Source organism: Saccharopolyspora phatthalungensis, assembly GCF_014203395.1.
GTDB lineage: Bacteria > Actinomycetota > Actinomycetes > Mycobacteriales > Pseudonocardiaceae > Saccharopolyspora > Saccharopolyspora phatthalungensis.
This window is the reverse complement of record NZ_JACHIW010000001.1, coordinates 3417494-3436113: the sequence shown is the minus strand read 5'-3', so window position 1 is coordinate 3436113 and position 18620 is coordinate 3417494. Positions and strand designations below refer to the sequence as shown.

The window sequence follows — 18620 nt, the reverse complement described above, 5'->3', positions numbered from 1 at the left end:
CTCAGGCTTGGCCGGCTTGCGGATTCTGCTGCTGCTGAGGCTTGGTGGCCGGTTCGGAGGAGGTCTCCGAGCCCCCGGTGATCTGCTGCTGCTGCCCACCGGTCACCTGCTGCTGCCCGGTGCCCATCGAGGCGCGCAGCTGCGCGAGCCGGCTGGCACCGGCCGCGTCGATGGACGCCTGCTGCACTTCGAGCATCCGGCCCTGCACGCTGTTCTGCGCCAGCTCGGCCTCGCCTAGCGCCGTGGTGTAGCGGCGCTCGATCTTGTCCCGCACCTCTTCCAGCGAGGGCGTGTTGCCGGGTGCGGCGATTTCGGTCATCTGCCGCATGGACGCCGAGACCTGCTCCTGCATCTTGGCCTGCTCCAGCTGGCTGAGCAGCTTGGTGCGCTCGGCGATCTTCTGCTGCAAGATCTGCGCGTTGCGCTCCACGGCCTGCTTGGCCTGCTCGGCGGCCCCCAGCGACTGGTCGTGCAGTGTCTTGAGGTCTTCGACACCCTGCTCCGCGGTGACCAGCTGGCTGGCCAGCTGGGTGGCGGTCTCCTCGTACCTCTGGGCGGTGGCCTCGTCGCCGTTGGCGCGCGCCTGGTCGGCCATCACCAGCGCCTGCTTGGCCGAGGCCTGCAGCTTCTCGACCTCGCCGAGCTGGCGGTTGAGCTTCATCTCCAGCTGCCGCTGGTTTCCGATCACCGAGGCGGCCTGCTGCGAGAGGCTCTGGTGTTGCCGCTGAGCTTCCTCGATGGCCTGCTGGATCTGCACCTTCGGGTCGGCGTGCTCGTCAACCTTCGACGAGAACGACGCCATCAGGTACTTCCAGGCCTTCACGAACGGATTGGCCATCTCCTCCGCCTGCCTTCTCCTGTGCTCGGCTCCCCACAGCCGGCGCGACCGCAGCGGCGTGCCAGCTGGTTCCATCGTGTCAGGTAGTCGTGTCGGCTACCACCAAACACGGTAGATCTCCGGGATTTACCCGGAGTCGTCAACCCAAGATCGAACCAGGAACACCAGCACCGCCCGACACCGGGGCCCCACAATGCTCGTGAGTGCCAAAACGGACATCGGTCCGCTCTGGCACTCACGAGAAAACGCTTATGGGGCTCCGACCGCTTATGCGGCCACTACGACGCCGGGCTTGCGCACCGGCGCGCTGATCCGTTGGCTGAGCATCGGCTGCAGCCGGTCCGCGCAGGCGCGCGGCTCGGCGTCCGCACCGGTTTCGGCGCCGACCAGCTGCTGCTGGGACAGCTCGGCGTCGGACAACTCGGTGCCGATCAGGCTGGGCACCAGGTGGCCACCGTCGATCTCCGCCGGTGTGGACTGATCGACGCCCGACGGCACCACCAGCGTGTCGTCGAGGTCGCCGGCCACGGTCACCAGCAGTTCCGGCAGCGGCAGGTCCAAGGCGCCGCAGATCGAGGCGAGCAGCTCGCTGGACGCCTCCTTACGGCCCCGTTCCACCTCGGAGAGATATCCGAGGCTCACCCGGGCAGCGCGCGAAACGTCCCGCAAGGTTCGAGACTGTGCGGTCCGGGCGCGGCGCAGCCGTTCACCGACCGCCTCCCGCAACAATACGGTCATCGCGCGCCTCCCTTCCTTCGTCGCCTACCGCGTGCACTACGCGTGAACATCCCCTACGTTACTCATCCGAGGGCCCGAACGAGAACGATCGTCGGCAAGTCCGCCCAGGGCGAACGTCCCGTGATCGTTTGGCCGAGCCCGGCCGAGCGCGCACTTGTGCCAGCGCACGGCACCTCGCTGCATCAACGCAGCAGACCCGCGAAGTGTTCCAGCGCCACCCGAACGGCCGCAGCCCGCACGGCGTGCCGATCGCCGTCGAGCCGCACCGAGCGCACTGTCACGCCGCGCGGACCCGCGAATCCTAGATGCACGGTGCCCGGCGGCACACCGTCCTGGGGGTCGGGCCCGGCGACTCCGGTGAGACCGATCCCCCAGTGCGCGCGGCAGCGAACGCACGCGCCTTCGGCGAGCATCTCCGCGACCCTGGGGTGCACGGCACCGTGCGCGGCGAGCACATCGCGATCGACCCCGGCCAGCTCCGCCTTCAGATCCGTCGCGTAAACGATCAGCCCGCCCCGGACGACATCGCTGGCACCGGGCACGTCGGTCAGCACTGCGGCCACCAGCCCGGCGGTCAAGGACTCCGCTGTGGCCACCGTCTCACCACGCTGCCGCAATGCGTCGACCAAGTCCGCTACTTGTGACAACGACAACCCGACAGGCTCGACGATCACGCGTTGACCTTCGCCTGCCCGGCCGCCCGCAGCCGCAGCGCGCGCACGACGTAGTCCACCCCGGTGCCGACGGTGGCGATCAGCGCCACGCCCATCACCGCCCAGCGCAGCAGATCGGCCCAGCCGCCGAGCGGCAGCAGGTAGAGGCCGATGGCGATGGCCTGCAGCAGCGTCTTGATCTTGCCGCCGTGGCTGGCCGCGATCACGCCGTGCCGGATCACCCAGAACCGCAGCAGCGTGACGGCGATCTCGCGCCCGATGATCACCCAGGTGATCCACCAGCTCAGATCACCGAGCAGGCTGAGCCCGACCAGCGCGGCTCCGGTCAGCGCCTTGTCCGCGATGGGGTCGGCGACCTTGCCGAAGTCGGTGACCAGGCCACGCTTGCGGGCTAGGTCACCGTCGATGCGGTCGGTGATCGAGGCGATGATGAATACGCCGGTGGCGATCCAGCGCCACAACGTGTCGTGGCCGCCCGCCCAGAACAACGCCACCAGGAAGACCGGTACCAGCGCCAGGCGGGACACGGTCAGGATGTTGGCGATGTTGACCAGCGGCACTGGCGCGGGCTCGGGCGGATTCGACGCTGCGGAGTTCGATGCCACGCCATCGGCCGTCATGGCTGCTCCCCGGACCGGTTCTCGGCGGGCGTGCTGTCGATCGGGCGCACCACGAGATCCACGCCCTCGCTGGCCACCACCCGACAGCGCAGCACATCGCCCACCCTGACCTCTCCAGGATCAGCGACGAGACATTCGCCGTCTACCTCCGGTCCCTGGTGATCGGCACGACCGGCGCACTCCTCGTCGCCGACGCGCTCGATCAGCACCCGCACCTCGGTGCCGATGCGGTCCTCGGCACGCTGTGCGATCAGTTCGTCGACCAGATCCGAAAGCCGCTCGACGCGCTCGTCGATGGCGTCGGCGTCGATCTTGCCGTCGAGATCGGCGGCCTCGGTGCCGTCCTCGTCGGAGTAGCCGAACACGCCGACGGCGTCGAGTTGGGCGCGGGTGAGGAAGTCCCGCAGCTCGGCGAAGTCGTCCTCGGTCTCGCCGGGGAAGCCGACGATGACGTTGCTGCGGATGCCCGCCTCCGGGGCGAGCTCGCGGATCTGCTCGATGAGCGCCAGGAACGACTCGGTGGAGCCAAACCGGCGCATCCGGCGCAGCACCGACTCGCTGGAATGCTGAAAGGAGAGGTCGAAGTACGGCGCGACGCCGGGCGTGGTGGCGATCGCCCGCACCAGGCCGGGGCGGGTCTCCGCGGGTTGCAGGTAGGACACCCGCACCCGGTCGACGCCGTCGATGGCGGCCAACTTCGGCAGCAGCGTCTCCAGCGCCCGCGCGTCGGCCAGGTCCTTGCCGTAGGAGGTGGAGTTCTCGCTGACGAGGAACAGTTCCTTGGCGCCGTGCTCGGCCAGCCACGCGGCCTCGCCCAGCACTTCTTCCGGCGGGCGGGACAGGAAGGAACCGCGGAACGACGGGATGGCGCAGAACGAGCAGCGCCGGTCGCAGCCGGAGGCCAGCTTGAGCGCGGCGACCGGCGAGTCGTCGAGCCGGCGGCGTGCCACCGCGCGGGCGGCCGGGACCCAGCCGTGGCCGGGGACCGCGACCTCGGCCGCCGCAGCGGGCCGGGCGACCGGGGTGATCGGCAGCATCTTGCGCCGGTCCTGTGGCTGGTGCGGCTGGATCGCTTGGCCGGCCAGGACGTCGTCGAGTCGGTCGGCGAGCTGCGCGTAGTGGTCGAACCCGAGCACCGCGTCGGCCTCCGGCAGGTGCTCGGCGAGCTCGGCGCCGTAGCGCTCGGCCATGCAGCCCACCGCGACGACCTTCGCGCCGGTGTCGGCGGCGGCGAGCAGCGTGTCGACGGAGTCTTTCTTCGCGGATTCGACGAAGCCGCAGGTGTTGACCACCACTACGTCGGCCTCATCGGCATCGACGAGATCCCAACCACGGCCGTGCAGACCGCCGGCGAGTTCTTCGGAATCGACCTCGTTGCGTGCGCAACCGAGCGTGACCATGGCGACTCGGCGGTGATTTTGCTCGGTTGACATGCGACGAGCGTAACGTCCCGGTCACCACGCCCCGCGCACCAGCCTGCCGGGCCGAGTCCGCGACGCCCGCACGATCAAGGCCGAACACTCTGGGCAACACGCGCATGCTGCGGCGGCTGAGGGATGTGACGTGCGGAGCGCGGTAAAGCGAGTGCCACCGCGGGATCGTGGCGTTACGATGACTTCATGAATGACTATACGTCATCTACAATAACGATTCGCCGAGCGCGCATCGCCGACGTGCGGACGATCAAGTCTCTCGTCGACACCTACGCTGGTGAGGTGCTGCTGGCCAAGGAACTCGTCACGCTCTACGAGGACATCCAGGAGTTCTGGGTCGCCGAGCTGGCCGAACCCGACCGCCCCACCCGCGTCGTCGGTTGCGGTGCCCTGCACGTCCTCTGGGAAGACCTCGCCGAGATCCGCACCGTCGCGGTCGACCCGGCGGTGAAGGGCCTTGGCATCGGCCGCCGCTTGGTGCACCAATTGGTCGGCCTGGCCCGCGAACTCGGCCTCTCGCGGGTGTTCGTGCTGACCTTCGAGACCGAGTTCTTCGGCCGCCGCGGTTTCCGCACCATCAACGGCGCACCGGTGAGCCCGGAAGTCTTCGAGGAGATGCGCCGCTCGGCCGACGCCGGGGTGGCCGAGTTCCTCGACCTGGCCAACATCAAGCCCAACACGCTCGGCAACACCCGAATGCTCCTCGACCTCGACTAACGACGCTGCCCAGGAAGAACCACCGTTTCGACCAGCTGCCACATCCCGGTCGACGGGTTGTGGAGGTGTTCGTGCCCGAACTTGTATTCAAACCGCGGCGCCGGACGTCGGCGCCTATTTTCGCGTCTGGTCAATGCCGCCCCCGACAGCAGCGACGAAATCGTCGTGGTCAAGAAATGGAACGGCACCGTAACTCCCACGCAAATACCTGCGTTCAGTATTTTCTCCAGCCCGTGGCTTGAAGTCACTCAACGCATATATATCGCTGGATCCCGAATCTTTTTTACTGACAAACCAGACCTCGTCTCGTTGCAGCACCTCACCGTCGAGCATGGTGCCAAGCAAACTCGTGTCATGCGTTGTGAAAATAAGCTGGGCGCCATTGGGATTTGTTCGCTCGTCCCGGAACAACCCGACCAGTCGAGCCGTCAACAGCGGATGGAGACTCGAGTCTATCTCGTCAACCACCAGTACGGATCCTCGATCAAGCGCCGTCAGCGCAGTGGGGATCAAACGCAGCCAGGAACGCGTGCCCTGGGATTCATCAGTAAGGTCAAACAAGTATTCAGAGTGACCATGCACTGTCTTGATCTGATAAACGGTTCGCGCTGGACCTTGGCGGAATTCATCCAGTTCGCGCCGAAGGTTTTCGATATGCCGCGGATCAACCTCGGTGCCCGAGTCAGCAACTTGAGACTCAACAGCTTTCAGCCTTGCTTCAACTTCCCGCTGCCGACGTCGCCAAAAAGGATCCTCGTTTTCTTCTATCACCAGATCCGTGATGCCCATATCGGCAACCCGGAGAAGTTCCACTACCCTTTCTCGGTTCTCAGGACGAGCATCGACAAACCGTGCAGCCGATGCAGAGACAGGACCCGCGCCTACGCCGGAAAATATTAAAAATCTCGAAAAAAATTGATACACCGGCTTCGCGAAATCAACGTTCGACTGTATGGCAACACTAAGCAAGAGAGCATTATGCCGCGTCATTTCCTCCAACACTTCAAGCTTAGCGTGAGATTCCGCTAGCGTACTACCGAACTTAACTTGATCACGGCTGCGCTCGAACACCTTTCGCGACCGGTTCTTCGGGTAAGAATACAGCCATTCTTCAAGGATTCTCTCGTCGTTCAGGGTGAAACCATACGTGTAAGGAACATCTTCAACCCTGAACTCAGCGACAAAGATCGAAGGGCTCTCCGCCGCGCGTGGGTCCAACCTGAACCGCATGCGGGGAACTCCTTCCAAGGCATCCCAGCGCCGGAACGACGACAGCACGGCCGACCGCATGAACTGCAAGCCATCGAGCAGGTTGGACTTCCCGGAAGCGTTCGCACCATAGATCGCGGTCACCGGAAGTACGAATCGCTTCCGGTCGATGCTGGGCATGAGCATCAGCTCCTGCTCCTCCAGGAACGACTTGTGGTTGCCCAGACGGAAGCTACGAAGCATGAGTCACCTCCTTATTACGACTTTGGAGCCGTTCTGTGCAAGTAAACCGCAAAAAGCAGGACAAGGGTACGCTATCAGGCACTACTTCACTCTAAGTAACATCACTTCGAGGGTCGATCACGGACCCCCAGCCTCGCCGACAGCGTCACCTGTCTGGTCGAATATCGGGTAAACCGTTCTCGTGTACGACGCTCTTGCGTCCCGCGGGCATCACCCGCACCGGCTATAACACTGGGAGTGATCCGCTCGGATTCGAGGAGACCAGCCGTGGAAAGTTCCGTTCCTCGCCGTGGCTTCGTCGCCACCGCCGCCATTGCCGGGACCCTGCTGCTCGCGGCGGGTACCGCACACGCCGAACTCAGCCAGACCCAGCTGCAGACGGTCACCGACCACTACCTGTTCGAGATCTCACTCGACTCGTTCACGTCGACCCGCGCCGGAATGCCCCACGCCGACCAGCTGGACTGGTCCTCCGACGGCTGTTCAATGTCTCCGAATGAGCCGCTGGGCTACAAATTCCGCACCAGCTGCGAACGGCACGACTTCGGCTACCGCAACTTCACGAAGCAGCACCGGTTCACCGAGGACAACCGCAGGCGGATCGACGACAACTTCCGGGCCGACATGTACTCGGTCTGCGGCAATGACCTTGGCTGCAAAGGCACCGCGAACGTCTATTACTTCGCGGTGCGGGAATTCGGTGGCGCGAGCGGATCCACCGCCCATGCCGTCGATCTGGCGCAGATCCAGCCGTTGGTCTCTAGCGTCGGCTCGCTGTTGGAGTACCGCGCGGTCAACACCGAGGGCGCGGTCGTGCGGCTCGGCGCGACCGGCTGACCCTGTCCTAGCGCGGTCCGCGGAACGCGGGCTTCGAACTCTGCTTTCGGCCAGTGCGAAAAGGTAATGTCCCCCTCGCGGTGCCCGGCGAGAGGGGAACACGAATGGTCAAGCGGCGACTTCCGCGCTGGTCCGAACTCCGTCCGCTGCTGCGGGCCAAACCCCCGCAGTTCAATCCCACCGAGCGACGGCTGTCCACCGCCCATTCGATCGCCGACCTGCGCGCCATCGCCCGCCGCCGGACCCCGCGCGCGGTGTTCGACTACACCGACGGCGCCGCCGAAGCCGAGATCAGCCTGCGTCGCGCCCGGCAGGCCTTCCGCAACGTCGAGTTCCACCCTTCGGTGCTGCGAGATGTGTCCGAAGTGGACATCGGTACGACGATGCTCGGCAAGCGTGCCGAACTGCCGTTCTCCTTCGCCCCCACCGGTTTCACCCGGATGATGAACCACGAGGGCGAGCCCGCGGTGGCCCGCGTCGCGGAACGCGCCGGCATCCCCTACGCACTGTCCACAATGGGCACCACGTCCATCGAGGACGTGGCCGCTGCCGCCCCTACCGCCCGGAAGTGGTTCCAGCTCTACCTCTGGCGCGACCGCGAGGCCAGCCGCGAGCTGGTGCAGCGAACGCAGGACGCCGGCTACGAGGCGCTGCTACTCACCGTCGACACGCCGGTCGCCGGCGCACGGCTGCGCGACACCCGCAACGGCCTGACGATCCCGCCGGAGCTGACGCTCAAGACCATCGCCGACGGGGCCATGCACCCGGCGTGGTGGTTCAACCTGCTGACCACCGAGCCGCTGTCGTTCGCCACCTTCAGCCACTGGTCCGGCACCGTGCAGGACCTGATCAACGCCATGTTCGACCCGGCGCTGAACTACGCCGACCTGGAGTGGCTGCGGGAGCTCTGGCAGGGGCCGCTGATCATCAAGGGCATCCAGAATGCCGACGACGCCCGGCGGGTCGTCGAGCTGGGTGCCGACGGAGTCGTGCTGTCCAACCACGGCGGGCGGCAGCTCGACCGGGCCCCGACCATGCTGGAGCTGCTACCGGCGGTCCGCGACGCCATCGGCGACCGGGCCGAGGTGCTGCTGGACACCGGCATCGCGAGCGGCGCCGACATCGTCGCGGCGATCGTGCTGGGCGCGGATTCGTGCCTGATCGGCCGCGCCTACCTGTACGGGTTGATGGCCGGTGGCGAACGGGGGGTGCAGAAGGCGGTGGACATCCTCCGCGCCGAAATCGTCCGGACCCTCCAGCTGCTGGGCGTCCACTCCATCGGCGAACTCAACGCCTCCCACGCCACCCTCCGCCGCTGATTCCCCGGCGATTAGGGGAAACCGACACGCCGGTTTCCCTTGAAATCGTGTCACTCGGCATCCGGCGCCGGTCCACCCCGGATCGAGTACAGCGTGTTCTCCAGCTCGTCCGGCTTGACCAGCACCTCCCGCGCCTTCGACCCCTCCGACGGCCCGACGACCCCCCGCGACTCCAGCAGGTCCATCAGCCGCCCGGCCTTGGCGAACCCCACCCGCAGCTTGCGCTGCAGCATTGAGGTGGATCCGAACTGGCTGGTTACGACCAGTTCGGTGGCCTGCAGCAGGACGTCGAGGTCTTCGCCGATGTCGGAGTCGACCTCCTTCTTCTCGCCCGCCTTGGCGGCCGTGACGCCGTCGGTGTAGTCCGGGTCGGCCTGGTCCTTGGTGAACGCGACGATGCGGTGGATCTCGTCGTCGGCGACGAACGAACCCTGCACCCGCACCGGACGGGACGCCCCCATCGGCAGGTACAGGGCATCGCCCATGCCGATCAGCTTCTCCGCCCCCGGCTGGTCCAGGATGACCCGCGAGTCGGTCAGCGACGAGGTGGCGAAGGCCAGCCGGGACGGCACGTTGGTCTTGATCAGACCGGTCACCACGTCCACCGACGGGCGCTGCGTGGCCAGCACCAGGTGGATACCGGCGGCCCGCGCCTTCTGCGTGATCCGCACGATGGCGTCCTCGACATCGCGCGGCGCCGTCATCATCAGGTCCGCGAGCTCGTCGACGATGGCCAGGATGTACGGGTACGGCCGGTACTCGCGCTCGCTGCCCAGCGGGGTGGTGATCTCCCCCGAGTCGACCTTCTTGTTGAAGTCGTCGATGTGGCGCACCCGGTTGGCCTGCATGTCCTGGTAGCGCTGCTCCATCTCCTCCACCAGCCAGGCCAGCGCGGCGGCGGCCTTCTTGGGTTGAGTGATGATGGGCGTGATCAGGTGCGGGATGCCCTCGTACGGGGTCAGCTCCACCATCTTCGGGTCGATCAGGATCATCCTGACCTCCTGTGGGGTGGCCCGCGCGAGCAGCGACACCAGCATCGAGTTGACGAAGCTGGACTTACCGGAGCCGGTCGAACCGGCCACCAGCAGGTGCGGCATCTTCGCCAGGTTCGCGGTGACCATGTGACCTTCGATGTCCTTGCCGAGTCCCATCACCAGCGGGTGGGTGTCCTTGCTCGCCTCGGCTGAGCGCAGCACGTCGCCGAGCCGCACCATCTCGCGGTCGCTGTTGGGCACCTCGATGCCCACCGCGGACTTGCCCGGGATCGGCGCCAGCAGCCGGACGTTGTCGGTGGCCGCGGCGTAGGCGATGTTCTTGGTCAGCGCGGTGATCTTCTCGACCTTCACGCCCGGGCCGAGCTCGACCTCGTAGCGGGTGACGGTCGGGCCCCGGGTGAAGCCGGTGACCTGGGCGTCGATGTTGAACTGCTCCAGCACCGCGGTGATCGCCTCGATCATGGCGTCGTTGGCCCGGCTGCGGCTCTTCGGCGGATCGCCATCGGTGAGCACGTCCAGCGGCGGCAGCTGGTAGTCGCCTTCGACGCTGCGGCTGATCTGCGGCTTGCTGGCCTTCTTCGGCTTTTCCTCGGCGACCGGGGTAGCCGGCACCGCAGCCGCCTTCGGCTTGGCGGGCTTGGGCTCGGCCGGCACGTCGTCCAGCGACAGCTGGCGGTCCTCGTCGGCCATTGCTGCCTGGCGGCGCCGGGACGGGCGGCGCAGCTTGACCGAAGCCGGATCGGCCTCGATTTCCTCGGCAGCGGCCGCCGGTCTGGCGTCCTCGCCCTCGTGCCCGAGGCCGCGCAGTCGAGCCGGCAGCTCGCGCACCCGTGTGCCGGTGAGCAGAAGCAGCCCGAATATCCCGATCAGTGCCAGCACCGGCACCGCGACCCGGCCGGTGAGTCCGTGCGCGAGCGGCCCGCCTGCCACGAAGCCGAGGGCGCCGCCGGCAGCGGGCCAGTCCTCGGAGTCCAGCGGGGAGCCCGACAGGATGTGCAGGATGCCGAGCGTGGTGAAGATCAGCAGCGTCGATCCAATCACCACCCGGGGCCGCGCCTCGGCGCTGGTCTCGGTGCGCATCAGCAGGACGGCGGTGATCAGCAGCACGATCGGCAGCACGACCGCGGCCATGCCGATGACCGAACGCAACGCCCAGTCGAACCAGTGCCCGACCGGGCCTCCGGCCCGCCACCAGACTCCGGCGGCGGCGATCACGGCCGTCGCGAGGAAGATCAGCGCGAGCCCGTCGCGCCGATGCGCGGGGTCGATTTGCTTGGTCTTGCCGAACGCCCGGACCACGCCACCGATGCCGCGTGCGAGACCGCCGCCCTTGGCGCGCGACCTGGTCGATCGCTTCGGCGCTGGTCGACGGGGTGCGTGCGTCGATCCGGCTCGCGGCTTGGCACTCTCGGTACTCTTCCGGCCGGTGCTCTTCCGAGCGGTGGTCTTCCGAGCGGTGCTCGACTTGGCCGTTCCACCACTTCGGGCAGCGGAGCCGTTACGCTTAGTCGCGCTTTTACTGCGCGCCGAGCCACGTCCCCCGTTCGATGTCCGGCTCGCCATGCCCCACACGGTATCCTCACCCGCCTCTCGCGTCACACCGGCCACGGGAGATCACTGGTCGGAGGTCTTTTCGGGCGATCCGCTCCAACCCGGGCACCGCGCGTGGGATCCTCAATCATCATGGTTGCCTTGCCATCCAGTCCGCACGAGCCGACACGCCGAACCGACCGCGAGAGATTGTTCCGGGACGCGCCGCTGCTGTGGCGTGTGCTAATGCGGTTGGACCGGGCAGTCATCGGGCTCACCGGGCGGCTGGAGGTCACCGGGGGCGTACCGGATTCGCTGCGCGGCAAACCGATCCTGCTGGCGGCCAACCACATCGGCAACTTCGATGCCCTGGTGCTGATCGCGGCCTGCCGGACCCGTCGGCTGGCCCCGCGCTTCCTTGCCACCGGCGGGCTGTTCGATGCTCCTGTGCTGGGCAGGGTGCTTAGCGCTTGCCGACACGTCCGCGCCGATCGCGGCAAGAGCACCGCGGGCGAGGCCCTGGGACGGGTCGTCGCGGCGCTGACCAGCGATCACCACCCGGTGCTGGTCTATCCGGAAGGTCGCATCACCCTCGAACCGGACATGTGGCCGGAACGCGGGAAGACCGGCGTGGCCCGGATGGCGTTGGCGTCCGGGGCCACGGTGGTGCCGATCAGTCAGTGGGGTGCCCACGAGGCCATGTGCTACGGCATGCTCCGCGTGGAACGCGTGAAGGACGTGCGGATCCTGTTCGCATCGTGGCTGCGTGCCGTCCGCCGCCGCCCGAAGCTGAAAGTCCACTTCGGAACGCCGGTGGACCTCGGCGACCTGTCCGCCGACCAGGTCGGCGACGCCGCCCGCGCCCGCGACCGAATCATGCGCGCCATCGCCACCGGACTGGTCCCGCTGCGCGCGGACGAACCCGGCGCACCCCACCACCTGGACCCCACCCGCCCGGCCATCGACAAACCCAGCCCCTGGCGCCCCTGATCAGGCGGCCTCCAGATCACCGCGCGCCGCGAGATGTGCGATGTGGTGGGAGGTCCCGATCGCGATCCAGTCGGGCGAATTTGCGGCCACCGCATCCCCGTTGGAGCAGTCCCGGAGCCGCCGATCCCCCCACGCCCCGGTAGCGCACCGCTGGTATTCCTCAGACGCGACCGTCTCCTGCGCCACCTCACGGAAGTAAGCCCCAGGATCTTCACCAGGAAGCGGTCGTCTCTTGTCGTCGCGAAGCATCGCGCGATAAGCGAAACGGGTGCGGCGCCGGCCCGTGTAGAAAAGGTAGGGATTCGGGCGAGTCCGCGGTTTGTTCGGCTCATCTGGTTGACCGGCCTCCGGGTGGACGACCCCGTAATCCCCGTAGCGGACAGCCGGCGCGCCGGTCCTGACCTGCTGCCAGAGCTCGAATTCGGGACGCGCAAGAACACCCGGCGCAAGCTCTCCGCGCTTCGGCGGTATGGAACCGCCCACCACCGTGATTGATCCGAAACGGTATCGGGTTCCCAGTTCGGTGGCGAGTCTGCCGCAGTCGCGTACCACGGTTGCGCTCCCCGCGAGGAAACCGGCGTCGATCAGCAGCTCAACGGCGTCGGCGCTGATCCGCAAAGCCGCCAAGTGGCGTTCGATCCGCTCTGGGGCTTCCCCGACCGGGCAAGTCACTGGCACTCGAAGGCCGAACGTGCAGTCATACGCCTCGCGAAGCATCGCATAGCCGCGCAGTTCCCGATCCCCTATCCGCAACGGCACAACAGGGCTGAACGGTAGCTCCGCATCGAGAGCCAATTGCCCGTTGGGCCCTTCGGTCATGTTTCGCACGACTGGATCGAGCGGTCCGCCGGGCTGGTCCCGAAGTCGACTCGACGAGTGCACCTTCGTCACATCGAGAAGGGGCTTCTGCCCGTTTCTCTTGAGGTGTTCGAGGGCTGCGGTCAAGCCTTTCATCAAATCAGGACCGTCCGAAACCAGGTCGACGCAGATGCGAACGGCCCGGGCCTCTTCCGGTGCGAGCTCACGCAGCGCCGCCAGCTCGCCGGTCTTGCTCCGCACCACGACCGTGGCCGAGTACGCCACTCCGACCTCCCGCGCCGGACAGCTCCCACACCACCGTAGGAACGTTCCGGGCACGGCCGCGTCGGCTGAACGGATGATCGAAACGGGCGAGCGCGGTCACCTGGCTCAGTTGGTCATCTTCGTGCGCAGGTGCGCGCCGATGTAACCGACGTAGACCTTGCCAGTCGTGGCGGTGGCGTCCAGATAGTGCATTCGCGGACTGATCGTGCCGAATTTGGCGATCTTGAAGTGGGCTCCCATGTATGCCCGACCGCGCTGATCGAACTCGACAGGTACGGGCAAAACTCGGGCGGACCTGAGCCTGGCGTTGTTCCGAACATCCTCACTTTCGTCCCTGGCGTGGTTGCGGGGCGAGAATCCGCGGCAGTCGTCGGGCAAGTTGCGCAAGTAGCCGTCGACATCACGGTCGCATCGCCCTTCGGCCGATGCGCGTGCATAGTCCTCTAGCGCAAGCAGCGCCTCCCAAGTCTTGCCAGCCCAGACACCCACACGGTCCCGTTCCGCTAACTCGAAGGTCTTCTCACGGTCACCTGTGAACCGCACGTATTCCAGTTCCTCGAACCGCGTCAGCACGTCAACGAGGGAATCTGGCAACGTGTCGACTAGGGATTCTTCAGGTTGCGACCAGAGGACGTCCCAACGTTGCGTCTCGCGCAAGACCCGACGGAGGTGCCGGGTCGTATCCGTTTCCGCCTTGAGGTCGGCGCGCGCCTCCGCGAGCTCCAACGTCTCGTCGTCCAGTTGCTTGCTGAGTTCATCGACTGACCGCTGGAGTTCCGCATTGCGTTCTTGCAGTTCTTCGAATCGTCGGGAAAGAGCCAGCCGATTTGCCTGCTCGCGCTGCCCGCTTCGCGCGAGTGCGAGGATCTCGCGCAGCCGCTCGGTGTTGAGGTCCGCATCATCGAGTTCTTCCCGAAGCACCAAGAGCAGGTCGGCGTCTCGGGGGACGACTGCCACGCGGTCGGCCCGGATACCTGGGAAGCCGACGTCGGCCGCCACTTGTTCCGGCGCACCGGTACCGCGCGCGTCCACTGGCTCCGCGCCGTCACCGCCGACGAGGATCAGGTCGAGCTGCTTCTCGAAGTACTGATCCAGTCGAGTCAGCACCTTGGGCAAGGAGCTCTCGATCGCGTGATCACGTGCCCGCCATCCAAGCAACCGGGCCAAGCGCAGCGGATGATCTTCGACGATGCGGCTGGTGCTGAGCACGCGATGCCGCAGGGCATCTGACGTGTCACCGAATTCCGCACCTGGCAAGAACGTCCGGATCGTCCCGGGCAGAACCGCGTGGCTTTTTCCGACGGCTTCCGAGAAGATCCTGGTCGCGTCGGGGTCTAACACGTAGCCGGCACCGATACCGACAGTCTGGCGGAGCAACTTCGCGACGAGATCGAGCCAGGACTGCTGCGGGAGGAATGCGGAACTTCCCGCTATGTAGACCGGCCCACGGCGCTTGGGGTCGCGGACCACGTCGACCAGTTCGAGCGCTTCCTCTCCAACGAACCGGCGCGGGCGGGTATCAAGTCTCGCGCTGCCGTCACGGGCGGGAAGAACAGTGAGGAGACCTCGAACGAGCTTCGGGGTGCCCGTCCACTGCCTGCGTTGCCGTGGTTCGTCATCGTCCTCCGACAGCACTTCCGGGTTGAAAACGTCGAGCCACACCACCGCAGGATCCGCGCCACCCGGCGTCAAAATCGTCAGTTGGCTAGTCCAGGTTCCTCCCGGCATGTTTTCGACGACGCGCACACGCAGTGCGTACGAGCCATCGCGGCCAGTACGTTCGAGCATGACGCCATCGACGTCCTCGGCCAGTCGTGCGGGCACGCCGAGGCGCAATGCGTCGCCGTCGTATTTCTTGTGCACCAGCCAGGAGCGCAGCTGCTCCCGAGTGAGTTCCAGGATGTCGTGCTTTCCCTGCTCTACTTCGAAAACGCTGCGATAGCCCAGCATGCGACTCCTTCACCCTTGATCACCGCTGTCCCGCCCAGTGGCGCAGAACTGCATCGCGCTGAGAGCGCAGGCGCACCGCGGAACCGTTGCGAGCAATCACAACAGGCCGCAACCCACTGATGTCCCAACGTAATCGGGCTGTAACGACGGTCAACCCGTCAAGAGCAGCGACCGACTGTTGCCTCCTGCCGAAGGAGTCCGTTTAGTCTGAGCCCTCGTCCTTTGCCTCAGCACCCAGAGCCTCGGCGACGGCGGCGAATTCCGACAGGGCGGCTTGCAGGTCTTCGACGATCTCGGCCGCGATGACCTCTGGTGGCAGCAGGGAATCCGCGTCTTCGGCGGATTCGTCTTTGACCCAGCCGATCAGGTCGAGGTTGACCTTGTCGCGTGCGACGAGTTCTGCGTGGTCGAAGACCTTGACCAACTCGCTGGGTTTGCGGTCTTCGGGACGCTCGGCCGAGCGGTACCACTCGACGAAGTCGTCGAGGTGGTCGGCGCACAGCGCCTTGGTCTTGAGCGTGAAGTGCTGGTTGGTGCGGAAGTCGTAGACCGCGAGCTTGCTGGTCAACGGCTGACCGGGCGTGGGTGTCTTCGAGTCGAAGAACAGCACGTTGGCCTTGACACCGCCGGCATAGAAGATGCCGGTGGGCAGCCGAAGCAGGGTGTGCACGTCGTAGTCGTGCAGCAGGTTTCGGCGGATGGTCTCCCCTGCGCCGCCTTCGAAGAGCACGTTGTCCGGCACGACGACGGCTGCCCGGCCTGGCATGTCGAGTTGTTTCGCGATGTGCTGAACGAAGTTGAGCTGTTTGTTGGTGGTGGTGACCCAGAAGTCGGTGCGGTTGTAGGCGACGTCTTCGCGGGTCGCCTTGCCGTCTTCGCCGATGACGGTGATGGAGGACTTCTTCCCGAACGGCGGGTTCGCCAGCACCAGCTTGGCTTTGCGACCGCGCTTGGCAAGCGCGTCCTCGATGTGGATCACCTGCTCACCGTCCCAGGAACCGATGCCGTGCAGCAGCAGGTTCATCGCGGCCAGCCGGGCGGTTCCGTGCACCAGCTCGGTGCCCCAGATGTTCTTGCTGGCCAAGCTGTGGATCTGGTCTCGATCGAGCTCTTCGCCGTACTTGTCGACGATGTGGGCGTGAGCGGCAAGGAGAAAGCCACCGGTGCCGCAGGCTGGGTCGGTGATGGTGTCGCGCGGGGTGGGATCGGTGCAACGCACCATCGCGTCGATGAGCGGGCGGGGGGTGAAGTACTGCCCCGCACCAGATTTGGTGTCGGCGGCGCCTCGGGACAGCAGTTGTTCGTAGGCATCGCCGTTGACGTCGGTGCCCTGGACCGACCAGTTCTCCTTGCCGATCAGGTCATTGATCAGCCGCGCCAGGTTGGCGGTGTTCTGGATGCGGTTCTGCGCCTTGCCGAAGATCAGGTTGAGCGGCGTGCCTTCGGCCTGTGCACCGAGGTCGGCGAGCAGCTTTTCGTAGCGGCGCTTAAGTTCCTCGCCCTTCTGTCCCCGGAGTTCGGCCCACCCGCGTCCGTGCCAGCTGCTCGGCAGGATCCGCTGCGGGTTCAGCTGGTCGTTCTCCCGCTCGTGGGCGATCTTCAGAAAAAGCAGGAAGGTCAGCTGCTCGACGTAGTCGATGGTGGAGACGCCTTCGTCCCGAAGGACGTTGCAGTAGCTCCACAGCTTGTCGACCAGCCGACGGGTCTCGGCCTGATTCTGGGCGGTGCTCACCGTTCTCCTCACTGACGCAACCTGGGCGTGTCTTGCTCGTGCCCGGCTGCGCAGCCTACCGAGAGCGCCGGACACGATGCCCCGGAACAAGCAAGTTTTTCACGGTCCGCACGCGGGGGTACGGCCGGTCGGCGCTGGGGGAGGGAGACAGCGCCGACCGGCCGCGCGCAGTTCGATGCCGCAGCTCGGGGGAATCGACATCGAACCGGTTCGGGAAGCTTGGAAGGTTCTGCGGCGTTCAGCGCCGCTGCTCGCCGATCAGTGTTTCGTTGCAGTCGGTGCAGGTGGGCGCGGTGCACCAATCCATTTCGCTGGGCTTGGCCATCGCCACCTGCTTGCCGCACACGGTGTCGTCGGATGCCTGGCTTTCCCAACGACGTCCACGAAAAGCGTGTCGCACGAAAGCCTGCTTATCGGGGTCCGGCGTGGGGAGCCAGTAGTGCCGCTGAACCCGCTGCTCCGGTTCGATCATCAGCAGTCTCCGGAGCCGTGCGACCGCTCAGGGGGAGGGCAGGCGTCAGCCAGCCGGTTTGCGGCGACTCGACTGCGGATCTCGCGTAGTCCGCTGAGTTTGACGCTGCATGCGCCATGCCCGGACGCCCGGAAGATCGCTCAAGACCACCAACCACGGCATCCCCGCCGCAGACCCCATGAACAGCAACAACGCCACTTGTCCAACATCCATGTGCGCACTCATTCGCAGGCCAATCTTCGGGTCGACTTCGTGTTTCAACTTAAACTTACGATCGCAGATTAAGGAATTGCCGAATCAGGTGATGTTCCCGCGAGCATGAAATACGAAACAATGTCGGACAACAGACCCCCGAACCGGAGGAAGTGGATGGCAACCCCGACCGTGCGACGGCTTCAGCTCGGCAACGAACTCCGCCATGTACGGCAGAAGGCAGGCCGCGAGCAGGCTGAAGCCGCAGCGGCGTTGGACTGCGGCATCGGCAAGATCAGTCGCCTGGAGCTCGGCCAAGGCGGGATCAGCAAAGGAGATTTGAAACTCCTGCTGGAGTTCTACGGCGTCGATCCGCAGGAGATGCAGTGGATGTTCGAGCTGGCCCGGACCCGCAGCAGCCGTGGCCGCTGGGGCGACTACCGCGCGGTGTTCCCCGAATGGTTCCGCATGTACGTCGACCTGGAAACCGACGCGGAGAACATCAGACAGGTTCAGGGCGAGATCGTGCCGGGCATCCTCCAGACTGAGTCATACATGCGGTCGCTACATACATCCTCGGTTCGTCGCGACGACGAGGGCGTCGATGCACTTGTGTCTTCGCGACAGGAACGGCAGCAGATCCTCACCCGCGACAAGCCACCGACCATGTCGTTCATCCTGTCCGAATCGTGCTTGCGTCGGCAGATTGGCAACGTCTGGATCATGCGGGAGCAGATCGACCATCTTGCGGAAGTGGCGCTGCAAACGAACATCGCGATTCAGGTCATGCCGTTCACCGCGGAAACTTCGACCGGTGGCATCTCCTACGACTTCACGCTGCTTCAGATCCCATCGCACGGGATCGCCGCCGACCTGGAGTTCGTCTACATCGAGTGCTTCGACGATGCCAGGTACCTCGACGCGAAGGATGCGATCTCGGCGTACACCACGTTGTGGAACCGGCTTCAGGCAGCAGCGCTCGGCCCCAAAGAGTCGCTCGATCTCATACGATCGGTGGGAAAGCAGTACTCGGAGTGAACGCGAGGTC

16 protein-coding genes are annotated in these 18620 nt (G+C 65.9%); 5 read left to right on the top strand and 11 right to left on the bottom strand.

Annotated elements, in window-relative coordinates:
* Window position 1 precedes the first annotated feature (1 nt).
* The 5 genes from BJ970_RS15905 to rimO all read right to left on the bottom strand — a co-directional run bounded on the left by BJ970_RS15905 (window position 2) and on the right by rimO (window position 4303).
* Window positions 2-838 carry a PspA/IM30 family protein gene (locus BJ970_RS15905; protein WP_184729133.1) on the bottom strand — a complete coding sequence of 279 codons (837 nt, stop codon included), beginning with the start codon at window positions 836-838 and terminating at the stop codon, window positions 2-4.
* A gap of 267 nt (window positions 839-1105) precedes the next feature.
* Window positions 1106-1576 (bottom strand): helix-turn-helix domain-containing protein, encoded by a 471-nt coding sequence (locus BJ970_RS15900; RefSeq protein ID WP_184726985.1) that lies wholly within the window; start codon window positions 1574-1576, stop codon window positions 1106-1108.
* A gap of 182 nt (window positions 1577-1758) precedes the next feature.
* Window positions 1759-2250, bottom strand: coding sequence for a CinA family protein (locus BJ970_RS15895; protein ID WP_184726984.1), 492 nt, complete (start codon window positions 2248-2250; stop codon window positions 1759-1761).
* A complete protein-coding gene (gene pgsA / locus BJ970_RS15890) occupies window positions 2247-2870 on the bottom strand; it encodes a CDP-diacylglycerol--glycerol-3-phosphate 3-phosphatidyltransferase (protein ID WP_184726983.1) in 624 nt (207 codons plus the stop codon). The genes BJ970_RS15895 and pgsA overlap by 4 nt, the downstream gene beginning before the upstream one ends.
* Window positions 2867-4303 (bottom strand): 30S ribosomal protein S12 methylthiotransferase RimO, encoded by a 1437-nt coding sequence (gene rimO / locus BJ970_RS15885; RefSeq protein WP_184726982.1) that lies wholly within the window; start codon window positions 4301-4303, stop codon window positions 2867-2869. Before rimO ends, pgsA begins: the two co-directional genes overlap by 4 nt.
* A gap of 186 nt (window positions 4304-4489) precedes the next feature.
* On the opposite strand from rimO, the gene BJ970_RS15880 reads away from it, so the two are divergent.
* Window positions 4490-5020 carry an amino-acid N-acetyltransferase gene (locus BJ970_RS15880; protein WP_184726981.1) on the top strand — a complete coding sequence of 177 codons (531 nt, stop codon included), beginning with the start codon at window positions 4490-4492 and terminating at the stop codon, window positions 5018-5020.
* A gap of 114 nt (window positions 5021-5134) precedes the next feature.
* On the opposite strand, the gene BJ970_RS15875 is transcribed toward BJ970_RS15880, so the two are convergent.
* Window positions 5135-6472, bottom strand: coding sequence for an AAA family ATPase (locus BJ970_RS15875; protein WP_184726980.1), 1338 nt, complete (start codon window positions 6470-6472; stop codon window positions 5135-5137).
* Window positions 6473-6739: 267 nt separating this feature from the next.
* Here BJ970_RS15875 and BJ970_RS15870 point away from each other — a divergent pair, with 267 nt between their 5' ends.
* Window positions 6740-7309, top strand: coding sequence for a phospholipase (locus BJ970_RS15870; protein ID WP_184726979.1), 570 nt, complete (start codon window positions 6740-6742; stop codon window positions 7307-7309).
* Between the two features lie 104 nt (window positions 7310-7413).
* Window positions 7414-8628, top strand: a complete 1215-nt coding sequence (locus tag BJ970_RS15865; protein ID WP_184726978.1) for an alpha-hydroxy acid oxidase — start codon at window positions 7414-7416, stop codon at window positions 8626-8628.
* A 50-nt stretch (window positions 8629-8678) separates the two neighbouring features.
* Here BJ970_RS15865 and BJ970_RS15860 read toward each other — a convergent pair whose 3' ends face one another.
* Window positions 8679-11186 (bottom strand): FtsK/SpoIIIE family DNA translocase, encoded by a 2508-nt coding sequence (locus tag BJ970_RS15860; protein WP_184726977.1) that lies wholly within the window; start codon window positions 11184-11186, stop codon window positions 8679-8681.
* A 120-nt stretch (window positions 11187-11306) separates the two neighbouring features.
* Here BJ970_RS15860 and BJ970_RS15855 point away from each other — a divergent pair, with 120 nt between their 5' ends.
* Window positions 11307-12143 (top strand): lysophospholipid acyltransferase family protein, encoded by an 837-nt coding sequence (locus BJ970_RS15855; protein ID WP_184726976.1) that lies wholly within the window; start codon window positions 11307-11309, stop codon window positions 12141-12143.
* Here BJ970_RS15855 and BJ970_RS15850 read toward each other — a convergent pair whose 3' ends face one another.
* The 4 genes from BJ970_RS15850 to BJ970_RS15835 all read right to left on the bottom strand — a co-directional run bounded on the left by BJ970_RS15850 (window position 12144) and on the right by BJ970_RS15835 (window position 17380).
* Window positions 12144-13226 carry a beta family protein gene (locus tag BJ970_RS15850; RefSeq protein WP_184726975.1) on the bottom strand — a complete coding sequence of 361 codons (1083 nt, stop codon included), beginning with the start codon at window positions 13224-13226 and terminating at the stop codon, window positions 12144-12146.
* A 105-nt stretch (window positions 13227-13331) separates the two neighbouring features.
* The gene (locus tag BJ970_RS15845; protein ID WP_184726974.1) at window positions 13332-15176 is read right to left on the bottom strand and encodes a hypothetical protein; all 1845 of its coding nucleotides are present in this window, start codon (window positions 15174-15176) and stop codon (window positions 13332-13334) included.
* A 202-nt stretch (window positions 15177-15378) separates the two neighbouring features.
* The gene (locus BJ970_RS15840; protein ID WP_184726973.1) at window positions 15379-16908 is read right to left on the bottom strand and encodes a class I SAM-dependent DNA methyltransferase; all 1530 of its coding nucleotides are present in this window, start codon (window positions 16906-16908) and stop codon (window positions 15379-15381) included.
* 238 nt (window positions 16909-17146) lie between these two features.
* The gene (locus tag BJ970_RS15835) at window positions 17147-17380 is read right to left on the bottom strand and encodes a hypothetical protein (protein ID WP_184729412.1); all 234 of its coding nucleotides are present in this window, start codon (window positions 17378-17380) and stop codon (window positions 17147-17149) included.
* A gap of 369 nt (window positions 17381-17749) precedes the next feature.
* On the opposite strand from BJ970_RS15835, the gene BJ970_RS15830 reads away from it, so the two are divergent.
* Window positions 17750-18610 (top strand): helix-turn-helix domain-containing protein, encoded by an 861-nt coding sequence (locus tag BJ970_RS15830; protein WP_184726972.1) that lies wholly within the window; start codon window positions 17750-17752, stop codon window positions 18608-18610.
* Window positions 18611-18620 lie beyond the last annotated feature (10 nt).

Bases quoted from the DNA above. Each gene is read 5' to 3' on its own strand.
- BJ970_RS15905 (WP_184729133.1), bottom strand. From the start codon at position 838: ATGGCCAATCCGTTCGTGAAGGCCTGGAAGTACCTGATGGCGTCGTTC.
- BJ970_RS15900 (WP_184726985.1), bottom strand. From the start codon at position 1,576: ATGACCGTATTGTTGCGGGAGGCGGTCGGTGAACGGCTGCGCCGCGCC.
- pgsA (WP_184726983.1), bottom strand. From the start codon at position 2,870: ATGACGGCCGATGGCGTGGCATCGAACTCCGCAGCGTCGAATCCGCCC.
- rimO (WP_184726982.1), bottom strand. From the start codon at position 4,303: ATGTCAACCGAGCAAAATCACCGCCGAGTCGCCATGGTCACGCTCGGT.
- BJ970_RS15880 (WP_184726981.1), top strand. From the start codon at position 4,490: ATGAATGACTATACGTCATCTACAATAACGATTCGCCGAGCGCGCATC.
- BJ970_RS15875 (WP_184726980.1), bottom strand. From the start codon at position 6,472: ATGCTTCGTAGCTTCCGTCTGGGCAACCACAAGTCGTTCCTGGAGGAG.
- BJ970_RS15865 (WP_184726978.1), top strand. From the start codon at position 7,414: ATGGTCAAGCGGCGACTTCCGCGCTGGTCCGAACTCCGTCCGCTGCTG.
- BJ970_RS15860 (WP_184726977.1), bottom strand. From the start codon at position 11,186: ATGGCGAGCCGGACATCGAACGGGGGACGTGGCTCGGCGCGCAGTAAA.
- BJ970_RS15855 (WP_184726976.1), top strand. From the start codon at position 11,307: ATGGTTGCCTTGCCATCCAGTCCGCACGAGCCGACACGCCGAACCGAC.
- BJ970_RS15845 (WP_184726974.1), bottom strand. From the start codon at position 15,176: ATGCTGGGCTATCGCAGCGTTTTCGAAGTAGAGCAGGGAAAGCACGAC.
- BJ970_RS15835 (WP_184729412.1), bottom strand. From the start codon at position 17,380: ATGATCGAACCGGAGCAGCGGGTTCAGCGGCACTACTGGCTCCCCACG.
- BJ970_RS15830 (WP_184726972.1), top strand. From the start codon at position 17,750: ATGGCAACCCCGACCGTGCGACGGCTTCAGCTCGGCAACGAACTCCGC.